At 64.9% G+C, this 15,642-nt stretch carries 15 protein-coding genes and 1 riboswitch; of the genes, 3 read left to right on the top strand and 12 right to left on the bottom strand.

What is annotated here, in order from left to right:
* Positions 1-44: 44 nt before the first annotated feature.
* The 8 genes from KM031_RS19820 to KM031_RS19785 all read right to left on the bottom strand — a co-directional run bounded on the left by KM031_RS19820 (position 45) and on the right by KM031_RS19785 (position 9,308).
* Positions 45-1,055 carry an ABC transporter ATP-binding protein gene (locus KM031_RS19820; RefSeq protein WP_215505603.1) on the bottom strand — a complete coding sequence of 337 codons (1,011 nt, stop codon included), beginning with the start codon at positions 1,053-1,055 and terminating at the stop codon, positions 45-47.
* A complete protein-coding gene (locus KM031_RS19815) occupies positions 1,052-2,038 on the bottom strand; it encodes an ABC transporter ATP-binding protein (RefSeq protein ID WP_215505602.1) in 987 nt (328 codons plus the stop codon). The genes KM031_RS19820 and KM031_RS19815 overlap by 4 nt, the downstream gene beginning before the upstream one ends.
* Entirely contained in the window at positions 2,035-3,525 is a 1,491-nt protein-coding gene (locus KM031_RS19810) for an amidohydrolase family protein (RefSeq protein WP_215505601.1), read from the bottom strand. Before KM031_RS19810 ends, KM031_RS19815 begins: the two co-directional genes overlap by 4 nt.
* Positions 3,522-4,724: an amidohydrolase family protein gene (locus KM031_RS19805; RefSeq protein WP_246567104.1), complete on the bottom strand. Its 1,203-nt coding sequence runs from the start codon at positions 4,722-4,724 to the stop codon at positions 3,522-3,524. Before KM031_RS19805 ends, KM031_RS19810 begins: the two co-directional genes overlap by 4 nt.
* Before the next feature lie 3 nt (positions 4,725-4,727).
* A complete protein-coding gene (locus KM031_RS19800; RefSeq protein ID WP_215505599.1) occupies positions 4,728-5,660 on the bottom strand; it encodes an ABC transporter permease in 933 nt (310 codons plus the stop codon).
* A 3-nt stretch (positions 5,661-5,663) separates the two neighbouring features.
* Positions 5,664-6,635 (bottom strand): ABC transporter permease, encoded by a 972-nt coding sequence (locus KM031_RS19795; protein ID WP_215505598.1) that lies wholly within the window; start codon positions 6,633-6,635, stop codon positions 5,664-5,666.
* A gap of 70 nt (positions 6,636-6,705) precedes the next feature.
* Positions 6,706-8,268 carry an ABC transporter substrate-binding protein gene (locus tag KM031_RS19790; RefSeq protein ID WP_215505597.1) on the bottom strand — a complete coding sequence of 521 codons (1,563 nt, stop codon included), beginning with the start codon at positions 8,266-8,268 and terminating at the stop codon, positions 6,706-6,708.
* Between the two features lie 287 nt (positions 8,269-8,555).
* On the bottom strand, positions 8,556-9,308 hold the full coding sequence (locus KM031_RS19785) for a sulfite exporter TauE/SafE family protein (protein ID WP_215505596.1): 753 nt from the start codon (positions 9,306-9,308) through the stop codon (positions 8,556-8,558).
* Positions 9,309-9,478: 170 nt separating this feature from the next.
* Between KM031_RS19785 and KM031_RS19780 the strand changes: the two genes are divergently transcribed.
* Positions 9,479-10,087 (top strand): FecR family protein, encoded by a 609-nt coding sequence (locus tag KM031_RS19780; RefSeq protein WP_215505595.1) that lies wholly within the window; start codon positions 9,479-9,481, stop codon positions 10,085-10,087.
* On the opposite strand, the gene KM031_RS19775 is transcribed toward KM031_RS19780, so the two are convergent.
* Genes KM031_RS19775 through KM031_RS19760 form a run of 4 tightly spaced genes read right to left on the bottom strand, consistent with a single transcriptional unit; the run spans position 10,077 to position 13,254 of the window.
* On the bottom strand, positions 10,077-10,754 hold the full coding sequence (locus tag KM031_RS19775) for a glycosyltransferase family 2 protein (protein ID WP_215505594.1): 678 nt from the start codon (positions 10,752-10,754) through the stop codon (positions 10,077-10,079). The genes KM031_RS19780 and KM031_RS19775 overlap by 11 nt on opposite strands.
* Entirely contained in the window at positions 10,751-11,323 is a 573-nt protein-coding gene (locus KM031_RS19770; protein ID WP_215505593.1) for a DedA family protein, read from the bottom strand. Before KM031_RS19770 ends, KM031_RS19775 begins: the two co-directional genes overlap by 4 nt.
* Positions 11,324-11,332: 9 nt before the next feature.
* Entirely contained in the window at positions 11,333-12,448 is a 1,116-nt protein-coding gene (locus tag KM031_RS19765; protein ID WP_215505592.1) for a ceramide glucosyltransferase, read from the bottom strand.
* Positions 12,448-13,254, bottom strand: a complete 807-nt coding sequence (locus tag KM031_RS19760) for a UDP-2,3-diacylglucosamine diphosphatase (protein WP_215505591.1) — start codon at positions 13,252-13,254, stop codon at positions 12,448-12,450. Before KM031_RS19760 ends, KM031_RS19765 begins: the two co-directional genes overlap by 1 nt.
* Before the next feature lie 269 nt (positions 13,255-13,523).
* Between KM031_RS19760 and KM031_RS19755 the strand changes: the two genes are divergently transcribed.
* On the top strand, positions 13,524-14,000 hold the full coding sequence (locus KM031_RS19755; protein WP_215505590.1) for a hypothetical protein: 477 nt from the start codon (positions 13,524-13,526) through the stop codon (positions 13,998-14,000).
* A gap of 92 nt (positions 14,001-14,092) precedes the next feature.
* Positions 14,093-14,284, top strand: a riboswitch (cobalamin riboswitch).
* A 116-nt stretch (positions 14,285-14,400) separates the two neighbouring features.
* The gene (locus tag KM031_RS19750) at positions 14,401-15,639 is read left to right on the top strand and encodes an aromatic ring-hydroxylating oxygenase subunit alpha (protein ID WP_215505589.1); all 1,239 of its coding nucleotides are present in this window, start codon (positions 14,401-14,403) and stop codon (positions 15,637-15,639) included.
* Positions 15,640-15,642 lie beyond the last annotated feature (3 nt).

The raw sequence follows: 15,642 nt of genomic DNA, 5'->3' as shown, positions 1-15,642 counted from the left end.
GCCGCGCCGGATGTCCGGCGCGGCCCTTCCTGACGATGCCCCGGTCAGGCTGAGAGGCGTTGGTCCCCAACCGAAGGCACGGCAAGCGCCGCCATGGCCTCGGCCACGCGATGACAGGCCACGCGGCTGCCATCCTGATAGGTCTGCATTTCCGGCCGCTCTGCCGAACAGCGCGCATCGGCCTGCGGGCAGCGCGGATGGAAAGTGCAGCCCGACGGCGGGGCCATCGGGCTGGGCACCTCGCCCGATTGCGGCACCCGGTCGCGGCGCGGATCGGCCACATTCGGGATCGTTTCCAGCAGCAGCTGCGTATAGGGGTGTTTCGGGTCGGCAAACAGCACTTCGGTGGCCGCCTGTTCCACGATCCGCCCCAGATACATCACGGCAATCTGGTCTGACATATGGCGCACCACGCTCATGTCATGGCTGATGAACAGATAGGTCAGCCCCATTTCATCCTGCAAGCGGCGCATCAGATTGAGGATCTGCGCCTGCACCGACACATCCAGCGCCGAGGTCGGCTCGTCACAGACCAGAAACTCCGGTTCCGTCGCCAGCGCCCGCGCGATGGAGATCCGCTGCCGTTGCCCGCCCGAAAACTCGTGCGGGAACTTGCGCCCGTCGCGGGGGGCAAGGCCCACCGTCGTCAGCAGCTCTCCCACCCGCGTGGCAATCTCGGCCTCGCTGTCGCGCAGTTTCAGCTCGCGCAGCGGCTCGGCGATGATGTCGAACACACGCCAGCGCGGGTTGAGGCTGGCATAGGGATCCTGAAAGATCATCTGCGCCGCCAGGGGTTTGCCATCCTTGCCATTGGCAAAGCGCATCTGTCCGGTGGTGGCCTCGTAAAGCCCCGTCACCAGACGCGCGACCGTGGATTTGCCGCAGCCGCTTTCGCCGACAAGACTGAGACAGCCGCCGGACGGCACGGTAAAGCTGATGTCATCCACGGCCCGCAGAAACGCCTTGGGCTTTCGTTCGATCACCCGGTTCAGCCACGGGGCCGAGACGTTGAACAGCCGCGTCAGATGGGTGACGGTCAGGGCGGGGGAGGTCATGCGGCGCTCTCCTGTGCGAGGGTGTTGAGCCAGCAGGCGCTTTGGCCAGAGCCGCTGGCGTGCAGCGTGGGCCGGTCTGTCCGGCAGCGCGGTATCACATGCGGGCAGCGCGGGTTGAAGGCGCAGCCCTGCGGGATCGCATCCAGACGCGGCATCGACCCGTCGATCTGTTGCAGCCGCGGCACCCGTGCGCCCAGCGTGGGAATGGATCCCATCAGACCGCGCGTATAGGGATGGCTGGGGCGGGCGATGACCTCGGCCACCGGGCCGATCTCGACCAGCCGCCCGGCATACATCACCGCCACCCGATCCGCCGTTTCGGCAATCACCCCCATGTCATGGGTGACAAGCATCACTGCCGTGCCGTTTTCCTTGCACAACCGGCGCAGCAGCGAGGTGATCTGCGCCTGAATCGACACGTCCAGCGCCGTGGTCGGTTCATCCGCAATGATCAGCTTGGGCCGCGCGGCCAGCGCAAGGGCAATCACCACACGCTGCCGCATCCCGCCGGAAAACTGGTGCGGGAAATGGTCAACCCGCTCTTCCGGGCCGGGAATACCCACCTCGGTCAGCAGGGCGATAGCGCGTTGCCGCGCCTCGGCGCGGGACAGCGGCAGGTGCAGGCGGATCGTCTCGATCAACTGCTTGCCCACCGAAAACAGCGGGTTGAGCGAGGTCAGCGGATCCTGAAAAATCGCCCCGATCTCGCGCCCGCGCACCTTTTCCATCTCGCGGTCGCTCAGCGTGTCGATGCGGCGGCCATTCAGCCAGACCTCGCCGCCCGCCACATGGCCCGGCGGTTCCAGCAGGCCCTGCACGGCAAGCCCGGTCATGGATTTGCCAGCCCCGGATTCGCCCACCACCCCCAGAATTTCACCAGGTTGAATGGTCAGGCTGACATCGGCAAGCGCCGTCACCGTGCCGTGCCGGCCCGGAAATTCCACCCGCAATGCGCGGACATCAAGCATGGGTGTGCCGGTCATGGGGTCGCCTCCTGTCGGACGGGATAGCTTGGGGGAAACAGCTCGGCCACGGGCCGATGCTGCCAGCTGCGTTCGGGGTATTTTGCCAGCAGCCCGTCAAACTGCGCCTGCGCGCGGGCCTGGGCTTCAGCAAGGTCGATCCCGGCCACACGGCCTTCGCACATCGACAGCCGACCGTCGACAAAGGTGGCTTGCGTCACCTTGCCAGAGCCGCCGGTGACAAGCGTGGTGATCGGGTCAATCGCCGGGGTCATCATCGCATCATCCAGCCGGAACACCGCAATATCGGCGCGGGCTCCGGGTTTCAGGCACCCGATGTCGTCCCGCCCCAGCGCGCGGGCCCCACCCAGCGTGGCGGCATCCCAGAAATCGGCGCTGCGCTGATGCGGCGCGTCAATATCGGCGATGCGGGCCGTCATCAGCCCGGTCAGCAGGTTGAGCAGCATATCGGCGGGCGCGGTATCGGTACCCATGGCGATATTGATGCCCTGCGCCCGCAGGCGGCCAAACGACCGCAGGATCGACCCGCCCCGGCCTGAGACCAGCGGGCAATGCACCACGCTTACCCCATGGGCGGCGTAATGGGCCAGATCGGTGTCGGTCGCATTGGTGGCATGCGGCGCAAGGATGCGGTCGTTCAGCAGCCCTTCCCGCGCCAGCCAGTCCGGCGCGGTGGTGCCGTGCAGCGCCTGAACCGTCTGCACCTCCATCGCGCCCTGCGCCATGTGCAGGCGCACCCGGCAATCCAGATCCTGTGCCGCGTCCAGCGTGCGGCGCAGCAGCGGCGCGGTGCAGGTTTCCACCCGGTCGGGGGCCAGCATACCGCGCACCAGTCCGCCGAAGCGGCCCTCCTGCGCAGTGACGAAGGCGATGGCCTCGTCCAGCCCCGCCATGCCGCGCGGCTCGTCGAACACCGGCACCATCTGGCCCGGCCCTTCCAGCACCATGCCGCCCGCACGATAGGCGGGCGACAGATAGACCCGCAGCCCCATCTCGCCCGCAGCCTCGGCCGCTGCGGTGAATTCGGCTGCCGTCTCGCCCCATTCCCGGTAGAACAGCGAGGCGATGGGGGCAGCGGTGGTGATGCCGTTCCGCAAAAGCTGCGCAAAAGCATAGCGTTTCTGGAAGGCCAACTCTTCCGGCGCATACATCTCATAGGGGCCACGCTCGACATAAGAGCGCGGCCAGACCCGGCCCTTTGCCCAGCCGGGGCCATGGTCGATGCTCAGCACCGTGGTATCGAGATCCGACAGGGCATCAAGGTCGATCAGGCCGGGCGAGATCAGCGCGCAGCCAAGGCTGATTCGCCGGGCCACCTCGCCCTCGAACCGTTGGCCGACATGCAGGATGCGCCCCGCCTCGAACACCACTTCGCCATTCGGGATCAGGCAATGGCCACCCGCCGCATGGCCCAGCACCCAATCGGCGGTCAGGGCAGTACGGCCGGGCGCGGCGGCGCCCAGCGTCAGGTCACGAAACGCGCTCATGGCATGGTGATCCCCGGCAGGGCCAGCGCGCCGTTGCGGGCCACGACACGCCCGCCCTTGACCACCAGCGGACGCGGTGCCTCTTCGACAACCGCATGGGCCAGAGTTTCGCCCGCCACCAGCGTCAGGTCGGCCACGGCACCGAGGGCCAGCCCCTGTGCGTCCATCCCCATCGCCTCGGCCCCGCCGCGCGAGGCGGCGTCCAGCAGCAGCTCCAGCTCGTCATCGCGGCGCATCCGGTTCTTCATGCCGACGATCCGAGCGCGGTGCAGCATGTCGGGCTGGCCCCACGGACCCCAGGTGTCGCGGATGCCGTCGCAGCCCAGCCCCACCTTGATCCCCGCCGCGCGCATGTCCTGCAACGACGGCACTTCGGCAGAGGGATGGCCGGTGGTGAAGATGCGGATATCTTCACGCGCGACCTGATCCATCAAGGGGCCAACCCGGTGCGGATCGGGCATCCCGAGGCAGAAGCAATGCGACACGCCCACCTTGCCCTGCATGCCATGTGCGCGGGTGCGGATGATGATCTCCTCCAGCGTGAAGGCCCCCAGCTCGCCATATTCGTGCAGATGGATGTCGATCGGCTTGCCGTGCTTTTCGGCCAGCCGGAAAATCGCATCAAGCGAGGCTTTCGGATCGCGGTCCATCGACGACGGATCCAGCCCGCCAACGACATCGGCCCCCATGGCCAGCGCCTCGTCCAGCAGCTCATAGACGCCGGGGCGGATCATCAGGCCGGATTGCGGGAAAGCAACGATCTGGATATCCACCGCCCCCTGCAAGGCCGCGCGGGTGCGCAGCTTGCCTTCAAGCAGGGTCAGCTTGTGATCATGGTCCACATCGACATGGCTGCGGATCTGGCCGGTGCCATTGGCAATCAGTTGCAGGGCGTGGCGCATCGACTGGCGATGCACATCAAGGCCCAGCGGGATCCGTTCGTTGCGTTCGTTGTCGATCAGGGCCTGCAACGCGCCGCCCTTGCGACCGGCATACCAGCCCATGCCCCAGGTCGTCTTGTCCAGATGGGTATGCGCATCGGTCAGCGACGGAATGGCAATCGCGCCCTGCCCGTCCTCCACTGCGACACCTTCGGCAGCAAGGTTCTGGCCCATTGCCACGATACGCCCGGCACGGATCAACAGGTCAGCTGCGTCGCCCGCCATCGGACGGATATTGCGGATCAGAAGGTCAGTCATCACTTACCTCAATTTCGGGTTCAGCGCGTCGCGCAGCCAGTCACCCAACAGGTTGACGGACACGACGAGCAGGCAGAGTTGCAGCACGGGGAACAGCACGATCCACCACATGCCAGAGAACAGGAACTGGTTGCCAAGGCGGATCAGCGTGCCGAGGCTGGGCTGACTGGGCGGCATCCCGATCCCGAGGAAAGACAGCGTCGCCTCGGTCAGGATCGCCATGCCGAAGTTCAGCGTGGCCGCAACCAGGATGGGGGTCAGCGTGTTGGGCAGGATATGGCTGAACATGATGCGCCGCGCAGGCACCTTGAGCAGCTGCGCCGCCTGCACATATTCCTTGCGCCGTTCCACCGCCGTCTGTGCGCGCACGGTGCGGGCATATTGCACCCAGCCGCTCAGCACGATGGCCAGCACCAGCACCGCTCCGGCACCGATTTCGCGCAGGCTGGGCGGCAGCAGTTCCCGCACGATGGCGCTGACCAGAATGGCGATCAGGATGGTGGGGATCGACAGCAGGATGTCGCCCACCCGCATCAGCGCGTTTTCGACGAAACCGCCATAATAGCCCGCGACCAGCCCGGTGCCGATGCCGATCACCAGCGCGAATACCACCGAGGCGATGCCGATCAGGATCGAGATGCGCGAGCCATAGAGGATGGCCGACAGGATATCGCGCCCCTGGGTATCGGTGCCCAGAAGATAGGGCCATTGCCCGCCCTCCAGCCAGATCGGCGGAATTTCGGCATTCCACAGTTCCAGCTGGGCCGGATCAAACGGATTCTGCGGCGCATACAGCGGTGCGGTGAAGGCGCTGACGATCAGCACCGTCAGCAGCACGGCGGCAAAGACCGCACTGCGCTGATGGGTGAAAGACCACCAGAGGTCGCTCTGGCGCAGACGGGCCAGAACTCCGGGAGATTTGAGGTTGACTGTCATGGCTCAGGCCTTGGCATTGCGCAGGCGCGGGTCGATCAGCGCATAGGTGATGTCCACCAGCGTGTTCAGCGCGACAAAGATGAAAGAGACGATGCAGAGATAGGCCGCCATCACCGGGATATCGACAAAGGTCACCGCCTGGATGAACAGCAGCCCCATGCCCGGCCATTGGAACACGGTTTCGGTGATCAGCGCGAAGGCGATCAGCGCCCCGATGTTCATTGCGGTCATCGTGACCACCGGCATCAGGCAGTTGCGCAGCGCATGGCTGTAATGCACCCGCCATGCGGGCACGCCACGGGCGCGGGCGAATTTGATGAAATCCGAGCGCAGCACTTCAAGCATCTCGGCGCGCACCAGCCGCATCACCAGCGTGATCTGATAGAAGGAAAGCGCGATGGAGGGCAGGATCAGCGCGGCCCGCCCCGATGGCGTCAGCAGGCCCGTGGTCCACCAGCCGATGCTGACAACCTCGCCACGACCAAAGGCCGGTGCAATATTGAGAATGACCGAGAACACCAGGATCAGCAGAATGCCGATCACGAAACTGGGCAGCGACACGCCGATGATCGACAGGAACTGCAAACCTTCGGAATACCATTTGCCCCGGTGGATCGCGGTGATCACACCGAAGGGCACCCCCACCACCAGCGAGATGATCGTGGCCATCAGCACCAGTTCGATGGTGGCCGGAAAGCGTTCGGCAATCAGGCTCATCACCTCTTGCTGGTTGCGATAGGAAATCCCGAAATCGCCCTGCACCGCATTGCCGACGAAGCGCAGGTATTGCATCACCACTGACTCGTTCAGGCCAAGCCGCTCGCGCAGCGCATCGCGTTCGACCTGCGTTGTCTGCTCGTTCACCATGAGCTGAATGGGATCCCCGACAAAGCGGAAGATCATGAAGGCCATCAGCGCCACGACAAGCATGACAAGCGCCGCGTTGGCCAGCCGTTTGATAAGGAAAACAATCACGTTACTGGCTCCCTGTGGATGAGGAGGCCCGGCGCGATGTTGCGCCGGGCAAGGGATCAAACCGGCGCGATCACTCGGCCATGCGGGTCAGCCAGTGACGACCCTTGTTGTCCGAAAGCTGCACGACGCTTTCCACCTTGTCAGACGTGGCCCAGGCCATCGGCTGCTGGTGGAAGGGCAGCATGATCGACTCGTCCTTCACGATCTTCAGCGCGGCGCTTTGCATCGCCAGACGCTTTTCGCGGTCCAGCTCGGTCGAGGCCGCAATGATCAGCTTGTCCATTTCAGGATAGGACCAGCCGCCCCAGTTGAACACCCCGGCATTGTCGGATTTGGTCTGGAAGGTTTGCAGCAGGATCGAATAGCTGTCGAGCATCGGCTCGTTGGCCCAGCCGAAGGCGAACATATCGGCTTCGCCATTGGTCAGCTTGACCTGCTGCACGGCGTTCGGCGCGATGTTCAGGCGCGGGGCAAGGCCGACGCGGGTCAGCATCGACACCAGCGCGTTGCAGATTTCCTCTTCGTTCACCCAGAGGTCATTGGAGCACATGATCTCGAAGGCATAACCCTCTGCGCCCAGTTCCTTGATCATCGCCGCCGCTTTTTCCGGATCATAGACCGGCGGGGTATCCAGGGCCGCATCATAGCCGGGGATCGCCGGGGCAACCATGGTGCCGGTCACCCGCGACTTGCCGCGCATCACCTTGTCGCGGATCAGGTTCAGGTCGATGGCAAGCCCGACGGCCTCGCGCATCTTCTTGTCCTTGAACAGGTTCGGCTCGCCATTGTGCAGCTTGTCCTGAAAATTGAAGCCGAACATGATGGTGCGCAGCTCGTTGCCTTCCATCACCTTGACATTCGGTGCGGCGGCGAGGCGCGGCAGATCCTGCACCGGGGCCTTTTCGGTAAAGTCGATCTCGCCCGACAGCAGCGCCGCAACCCGCGTCGCCTCGGAGGCGATGGGGGTGAATTCGATGCGCTTCAGATTGTGCTGCGGCGTATCCCACCAGCCGTCATTGACGGCGAGGATGGTCTTGCTGTCCGGCACGCGGCTTTCCACGCTGAACGGCCCGGTGCCATTGGCGTTGAAGGTCGGATAGCCTTCCACCTTCTTGGCCACATCGGTCGGGACTTCGGCATTGTGCTCTTTCAGCCAGCCCGCATCGAACATGTGGATGTTGGTCAGGTCATTGAGCAGCAGGGGATAGGTGCCGACCAGTTCGATGTCGACCGTGTAATCATCCACCTTGGTGGCGGATTTATAGGCGGGCAGGTTGCCCTTCAGCGGGCTGTCGGCATGGCTGACGCGGGCCAGCGAGGTGACCACGTCATCCGCCGTGAAATCCGCGCCATCATGGAATTTCACGCCCTGACGCAGCTTGAAGCGCCAGATGTTGTTGGGCAGCACTTCCCATTCCGTCGCCAGCGCCGGTTCGATTTCCAGATTGGAATTGTAGCGCACCAGCCCTTCGTAAACATGGTTCAGAAAGCTGATGGTGAAGGTGGAGCCGTAGGAATACGGGTCCAGCGAATTGATGTCGCGCGCGGCCCCCCAGCGCAGGGTTTGTGCCGATCCGGCAGTGGCGAGGCAGGCGAGGGCGACGCCGGCAAGCAGGGTGGTTTTGAAGGTCATGGTCGATCCCTGTTGTAGGCCCGCCTCCTCCCGGTCTGATGCCGGAACTTGCGGGCAGATGGCGGACGGGGCGGCACTGTGCCTGTCGTCCTGTCTCCACTGTCAGAATTGCGGACCATTTTGTCAATAATTTTGTCGACAATATTTTCGACAGCAATAATTCCGCCTAAGCAACTGGCATATTGCGCAAATTTTGCTGCCCCTGAAAACATGATGACCCCGCAAAAGTCATCATGCGCCTTGTATGCAGATTCGACCAGATGGTCAGGCAGCGGCGGGAGGGGCGATCAGGCGAACAGACGCGCGGTGAACACCGCTGTCATGCCAAAGCCGATCAGCCCGACAATCGCGCGGATCACCGCTTTCGGCAACCGCCGTGCCAGTGGCGCGCCAAGGTACCCCCCCGCCGTCGAGGCCAGCATCATCACGATGGCCTGTGGCCAGCTCACCAGCCCGGCGGCAGCAAAGACCACCACCGAAATCGCCGTCAGCAGGAAGGACAGCCCGCTTTTCAGCCCGTTCATCTGGTGGATATTGCTCATCCCCCAGAGCGAGAACAGCGCCAGCAGCAGGATGCCCAGCCCGCCGTTGAAATAGCCGCCATAGAGGCTGACCGCGAACAGGCCCACCGCCCCTTGCGGCGTCACGCCCCGGCTGTGCGCGGCGGCAAAGCTGCGGATCTGATCTCCGAACAGAAAGGCCAGCGTCGCCCCCAGCAGCAGGAACGGCACCACAACCGAAAAGGCCGCATTGGAAGAGATCATCAGCAAAAGCGCCCCACACAGCCCCCCGGCCAGCGTGATGGCTGACAGGCGCAGCAGCTGCGCTCGGTTCATCTGCGCCAGTTCCTGCCGGAACCCGATGGCCCCGCCAAGATAGCCCGGAAACACCGCAACCGAGCTGGTGGCATTGGCAATCACCGGCGGAACGCCGGTAAAGACCAAGGCCGGAAAGGTCAGAAACGTGCCGCCCCCTGCAATGGTATTCAGCACACCCGCCCCGAAGGCGGCCACGATCAGCAGGGCGGTATCAAGGAACATCGCTGTCTATCCGGTCTGGTCCGACACTGGTTAAACTACTTGGGGCTGCGGTTGGAAAGGCCACGCGCACATATTGTCGACAAAACTGTCGATCCGGACTGTTCCCTGAGACACTTCGCAGCCGCTCCGACAGCTGATAGGGTCGGCGCAGATCATCAAAGGGGGTTGCCATGCCCATTGCCCTGACGCGCCGCCTGCTGCTTGCCAGCCCTGCCCTGTCGGTCTTGCCGCGCAGGCTCTGGGCGGCAGAGCCGATCGGCACCACGCGCAGCCTGACCGGCACCGCCACCCTGACCCGCACAGGCGGTGCTTATCCCCTGCACCCCGACGATCCGCTGACCGAGGGCGATATGGTGGCGACGGCAGCAGACAGCCTTGCGACGCTTGAGCTGTTCACGCAGACCCAGATCCATCTTGGCCCCGATGCGCAGTTCACCATTGATCGCTTTACCGCCGATCTGGGCGGCGTCATCAGCATCGGCGGGGCCGTGGTCTTTGACCGCCCCGATGATCTGCCCCCGCTGGATCTGACCGTGCAAAGCGCCTTTGCGCAGATCGGCGTGCGCGGCACCCGGTTTTTTGCCGGGCCAAGCCGGGGCACTTACGGCGTGTTCGTGGCACGCGGGCGCGTCGTGGTGCAAGCCGCCGGGGCCAGCCGCACGCTGCTGGCGGGCGAGGGTGTGGATATCGCCAGCGCCGGGGCCGCGCCCTCTGCCGTTGCCCGCTGGGGTGAGGCCCGCATTGCCGAAGCCTTTGCCGGGCTGGGCCTTACACCCTGACGCCGCGCATCCGGAGGATCTGTTGCAGCGCCGTGGGCAGGCCGATGGTGCGGACCATATCGGCCAGCATGGCGGCATCGGCCCAGAGCCCCGCCAGCACGCCGCGCTTCTGCGCCTTGCTGGGGCTCGACACCCCCGGCCAGCGCACCACGGCAAGCCGAAGCCGCTGCCGGATCCAGATCGCGTTCAGAAACACTTCGAAGCCGAATTTCGGCAGGCGGCGCAGCACCTCCCCCTGCCCTGCCAGCAGAGCGCGTGAAAACACCCGCTCGCCCGAGATGTAATCCAGCCCGATCCAGCGCCACAGGCCCGGCGCATTGCCACGCAGGCTGATCGTGGCATCGGCCTGCCCCGACAGCACAGGCGCGGCCAGCGCGGTGACATCCGCCGCCGTCAGCCCGCTCAGGTCGCTGTCGATCAGCATGACGGCATCGTGCTGCGCCGCCGCCAGCCCCACCGCCAAGGCTGCCGTCTTGCCGCGGTTGCCCGGCAGCCGGATCACCCGCACCGGATGGCGCATCGCCATATCTGCCGTGCCGTCCGACGAGCCATCATCTACCACGATCACCTCGGCCAGCAACGGATGAGGGGCCAACACCGCCAGCACCGCGCCGATACGCGCCGCCTCGTTATAGGCCGGAACGATGCAGGACAGGCGCGCCGTCATGATACCACCCGCCGCCGCCACAGCCAGACCAGAACCACCGGCACAATCGCCAACAGCAGCAGAAGCGAGGCATTGGCGATCCAGTCCTCGATCCGGGCATGGGCGTCGCCAAGGCTCCAGCCCAGGGCGGCAAAGACCAGCGATTTGGGCAGCGTCGCCGCCGTGTTCCACAGAAGGAAGGGGACAAAGCGCATCCGCGCCATGCCAGCGGCCACCAGCACGACAGCGCCCGCCGTATGGGTCAGCTTGCCGAGGATCAGCGACGACGCGCCATGATTGCTGAAATGCGTGGCCAGCCGTTCCAGACGCGCCTGCCCCAACCCCAGCCGGGCGCGCAGACGATCCGGCAATGCAGGCAACAGCCCCCGCCCCAGCGCATAAAGCAGCACATCGCCGATCAGATCCGCCACAACCACCATGATCAGCACCGCCCGCAGATCCAGCAGCCCGATCTGGGCCAGCCATGCCGCCACGACCGTGACGATGGGCCCTTCCAGCACCGCTGCGGGCGCGAGGATCCACAGGCCATAGGTGCTGATCAATTGGGTCGCGGCGTCAGGGGTGAACATATGCGCCGCTCATTCTGCCTGCGGGGCAAGGGCGGTGCCGCGCCATTCAAACCCCCGGCTGCGAAAGGTGGCCGCCCAGATCACCGGCATCAGCGCATCGCGCAGCGGCAAGGCGAGCAGATCACGCCCCCCCATCGGCCAGCCCTGCGCCCGCGCCAGCAGCGCCTCGGCCCCATACCAGACCGCCAGATAGACCAGCGCGGGCCACAGCGGCAGATCCGCCAGGGCCAGCGCCGACACCAGCGCCAAGGCCGGGATCAGCGCACCGTTGAGCGGCTCCAGCGCGAACAGGCCCGGGAAACCGTCACGCCGCACCTTGGACCAGCGCAATTGCCGCGCCCAGACCTGCGCGAAGCCGCGCACACCGATGGGTTGGGCAAAGGGGCGCGCCGTCAGCCGCACCCGCAGGCCCAAGCCGCGCACGGCCTTGGTGGCCGCAACATCTTCGGCAAGATTGCGGCCAAGGGCGGGCAAGCCACCTGCCATCTCCAATTGGTCGCGGTGCCAGAACAGCGTTTTGCCCTGCGCAAAACCAACGCCAAGCCGATCCGCCGCCAGTTGCAAGCGGGCCTGATTGGTGTTCAGAAAGGCACATTCCAGCGCGCCCCACAGGCCATCGGGGCGGATGCCCACGGCAGGCGAGGTGACCAGCCCGCACGCGCCCTGTCCACGATCCTCGTGCCACGTCTGCGCCAATTGGCGCAGGTAATCCGGCGGCAGCAGCAGATTGCTGTCGGCCATGGCGACCCATGCGGTATCCCGCGCCTGCCAGCCTTTGACCAGATTGTTCAGCTTCGGGTTGCCGCTGATCCGCGTTTCTCCGATCATCAGACAGGCGCGCACCTGCGGATGCGCCGCGATCAGGCCGCGCACCACCGGCACCGCAGGATCATCCGCCCGCGCCGCACAGAAGATCACCTCATGGTCGGGGTGATCCTGCCGGAACGTCGAGGCCAGCGTTTCGGGATCGAAACGGTCCAGCCCGCACACCGGGCGCAGCAGCAGGATCGGGGTCAATGGTGTATGCGACGATGGCTTCGCAGACCGGGGCAACGCCAGCCAGACGGTCAGCAGATGGGCCAGCAGCATCAGCACCGCAACGCCGCCAAGAACCAGCGCCAGCATTATGCCGCCCCCTCGGCCAGAAGATCGGGCTGGGCTGCGGCCTGCCGCAGAGCTTCGCGCCCGCCCAGCACCGACAGGCGCCCTTCGGCGTCTTCGGCAATCGCTGTGAAACTATCCACCCAATCGCCGCAATTGGCATAGATCAGCCCATGGTCGCCATGCAGCGCCGCCACATGGAAATGGCCGCAGATGACACCATCATGGCCATTGCCCCGCGCCAGCGCGATCAAGCGCCGCTCATGCGCCTTGCCCGCATAGAGCACCGTATTCAGCGCGGTCAGCAGCCATTCGACCGGGCTGCGGTCTTCGGGGCGCAGATTGCGCCGCACCCGGCGCAGCCCGCGATCCGCCGCGCGCAGCAGCCCGTCGATGCGGCTGCCGATACGGGTGCAGATGTGCCAGCGCAACAGTCGCGCGTCACAGATATCGCCATGCAGCACCAGATAACGTCGCCCATCGGCGGCAAGATGCGTCACCGCCTCGGCCAGTTCGGCGGGCAGATCCTGCGCCGCCGGGGCCGTCTGCGGCCCGCGCAGCGGCGCATCGTGATTGCCGATCAGATAGACCAGCCGCGCCCCTTCAGCCGCGCGCTGGCGCAACAGGGCGATGATGCGGTCCTGCGCCGGGCCCCAGGTCAGCGTCAGCGGATGCCAGATGTCGAGGATGTCGCCCACCAGATAGATGGTATCGGCACTGTTCGCTTCCAGAAAGTCGCGGATCAGATCGGCGCGGCAGCCAAGCGCCCCCAGATGCAGGTCAGACAGAAACAGGCTGCGGTGATGCCGGGGGGCTGCGGGACGGGGCATGGGCAAAGCTCACAGAAGGCTGCGGTCGACCCTGTGTCGCATCGCCATGCCACGGTTTTGTGACTGTGATGCTGCAATGCCGCGAAACTGACGCCCGGCAACGGGTCGTGTATTCCGGCACTTGACATTCCATACTGTTTTAGTAAGAAATTATCACCCAGTGTCGACAGGCGGCCACAGAAGCCGAAGGACCGAGGCAGATTCATACACTCGGCACCGCGCGCCCCCTCCCTCGGCTGCGGCGCGGTGCCCTTTGCGCGAGGCCAGACATGACATATTCCACCCGCCAGACCCGCCGCTGCGGCACACCCGGCCCCAGCGAATCGCTGCTGAGCGATGCCGTCTTTGATCTGTTCGAACGGCAATGCCTGGATGTGATGCGGCTTGTCTTCGCCCAGATGGCGCAGAACCTGCCGCCCCTGGTGATGGAGCCGCAAGATGCCGCGCGGGTGCAGTTCGGCCCGATCCAGGGCGACAGGATCTGCGCCGCCGTCGTGCAGATGGTGCATGTCATGGCGATTTCGCGGTCGGACGGGTTCCGCTATTCCAACCCGTTCTGCGCAGGCTGCGCCGCCGTGCTGACCAAGCCCGAACAGCTGCTGTTGCATGTGCTGCATCACACCCGCCGCGCGCAGCCCGGACAGGCCATCGCCCATGCGGTGATGCTGTGTGATTCCCGCCCGGTGGGGCCGCTGATTGACGCTGCGGCAGAGTTGGCACGGCTCGCACCGCCTGCCCGCGCCTGACCCGGCAAATTCCGCCGCCCCGGCATCTGCATCGCTGTCCGGTTTTGGATGCCGCAATGTCGCAATCCGCACATGGTGCCCGTCGCTTTCAGGATAGTTCTGGCTGGCAAGGTGCCGCTGGAAACAGCGGAGAATTGGGAAGCCGGTGCAAAGCCGGCGCTGCCCCCGCAACGGTAACGGGAGAGCGCGACGAAAGCCACTGAGGGGTCCCTTGGGAAGGCGTCGCGCGTGGGTGGAAAGCCCGCTCCCCCAGCCCGGAAACCAGCCTTGCAGGAACGTAACCGCCGGGGGCGGGTTTGCTGTGCTGGCCCTGCGAGGAGGCAGGACGCACCGCACCAACCCCTCGCAACTGAATGATCCGGTCCGGCGCGGGGAGGCGCAGGGCCTAGCGAGGTGCCAAATGCTGAGCCAATCCGAGACCCTCTCGCGCCTTGCTGCGCGTCGCCCCGACTATGCGTTGGAGCAAGCCCTCTATTGTGATCCGGGCGTCTATGCCCTGGACCTTGAGAATGTGTTCTATCGGGAATGGCTGTTTGCCGTGCCTTCGTGCGAGTTGCCCAAGGCGGGGGCCTTTGCCACGCTGCAAGTGGGGGCCTATCCGCTGGTCATCACGCGCGGCAATGATGGCATGATCCGCGCCTTTCACAACGTGTGCCGCCATCGCGGCCAGCGGCTCTGCGCCAAGGAAACCGGCTCCACGCCGAAGCTTGTCTGCCCCTATCACCAGTGGACCTATGATCTGGACGGCAAGCTGCTTTATGCGCGTGACATGCAGGAAGGGTTTGATCCCGCCGCGCATGGGCTGAAAAAGGTGCATTGCGTCGATCTGGGCGGCATGGTGTTCATTTGTCTGGCCGAAGTGCCGCCGCCGATCAGCGATCTGGCGCCCAAGCTGATGTCCTATCTCGCCCCCTCGGGGCTGAAGGATGCCAAGGTCGCGTTTTCGTCGACCATCGTGGAAAACGGCAACTGGAAGCTGGTAATCGAGAACAACCGCGAATGCTACCATTGTGGCGGTTCGCACCCCTCGCTGTGCCGCACCTATTCCGACAATCCGCGCATGACGGCGATGGAAGGCCCGGATTCCGCCAGCCCCGACATTCTGGATCACTGGAAACGCTGCGAAGCGGCCGGTCTGCCGTCGCGCTTTGTGAACCACCCCGACATGCAATGGCGTCTGGCCCGGATCCCGCTGCTGAACAACGCCGAAAGCTATACCATGTCGACCAAGGCCGCCGTGGCCAAACGCATGGGTGCAATGCCATTCAATGATGCGGGCAGCCTGCTGTTCTTCCATTATCCCAACACTTGGAACCATTTCCTTGGTGATCATGCCATCGTGTTCCGCATCCTGCCGATTTCGCCCACCGAAACCGAGGTCACCACCAAATGGCTGGTGCACAAGGATGCGGTGGAAGGCGTGGATTATGATCTGGAAACGCTGACCCGCGTCTGGCTGAACACCAATGACGAGGACCGTCAGGTGGTGGAAGAAAACCAGAAAGGCATCCTGTCGCCCGCCTATGAGCCCGGCCCCTATTCCACCATTCAGGAAGAGGGCGTGATCCAGTTCGTCGACTGGTATTGCAACGTGATGAGCAAACGGCTGGCCCCCAAGCCCGCCTTGGCGGCGGAGTAAGCG

It is taken from the genome of Gemmobacter fulvus, assembly GCF_018798885.1.
Classification (GTDB): domain Bacteria; phylum Pseudomonadota; class Alphaproteobacteria; order Rhodobacterales; family Rhodobacteraceae; genus Gemmobacter; species Gemmobacter fulvus.
This window is presented reverse-complemented; position numbering and strand designations above follow the sequence as displayed.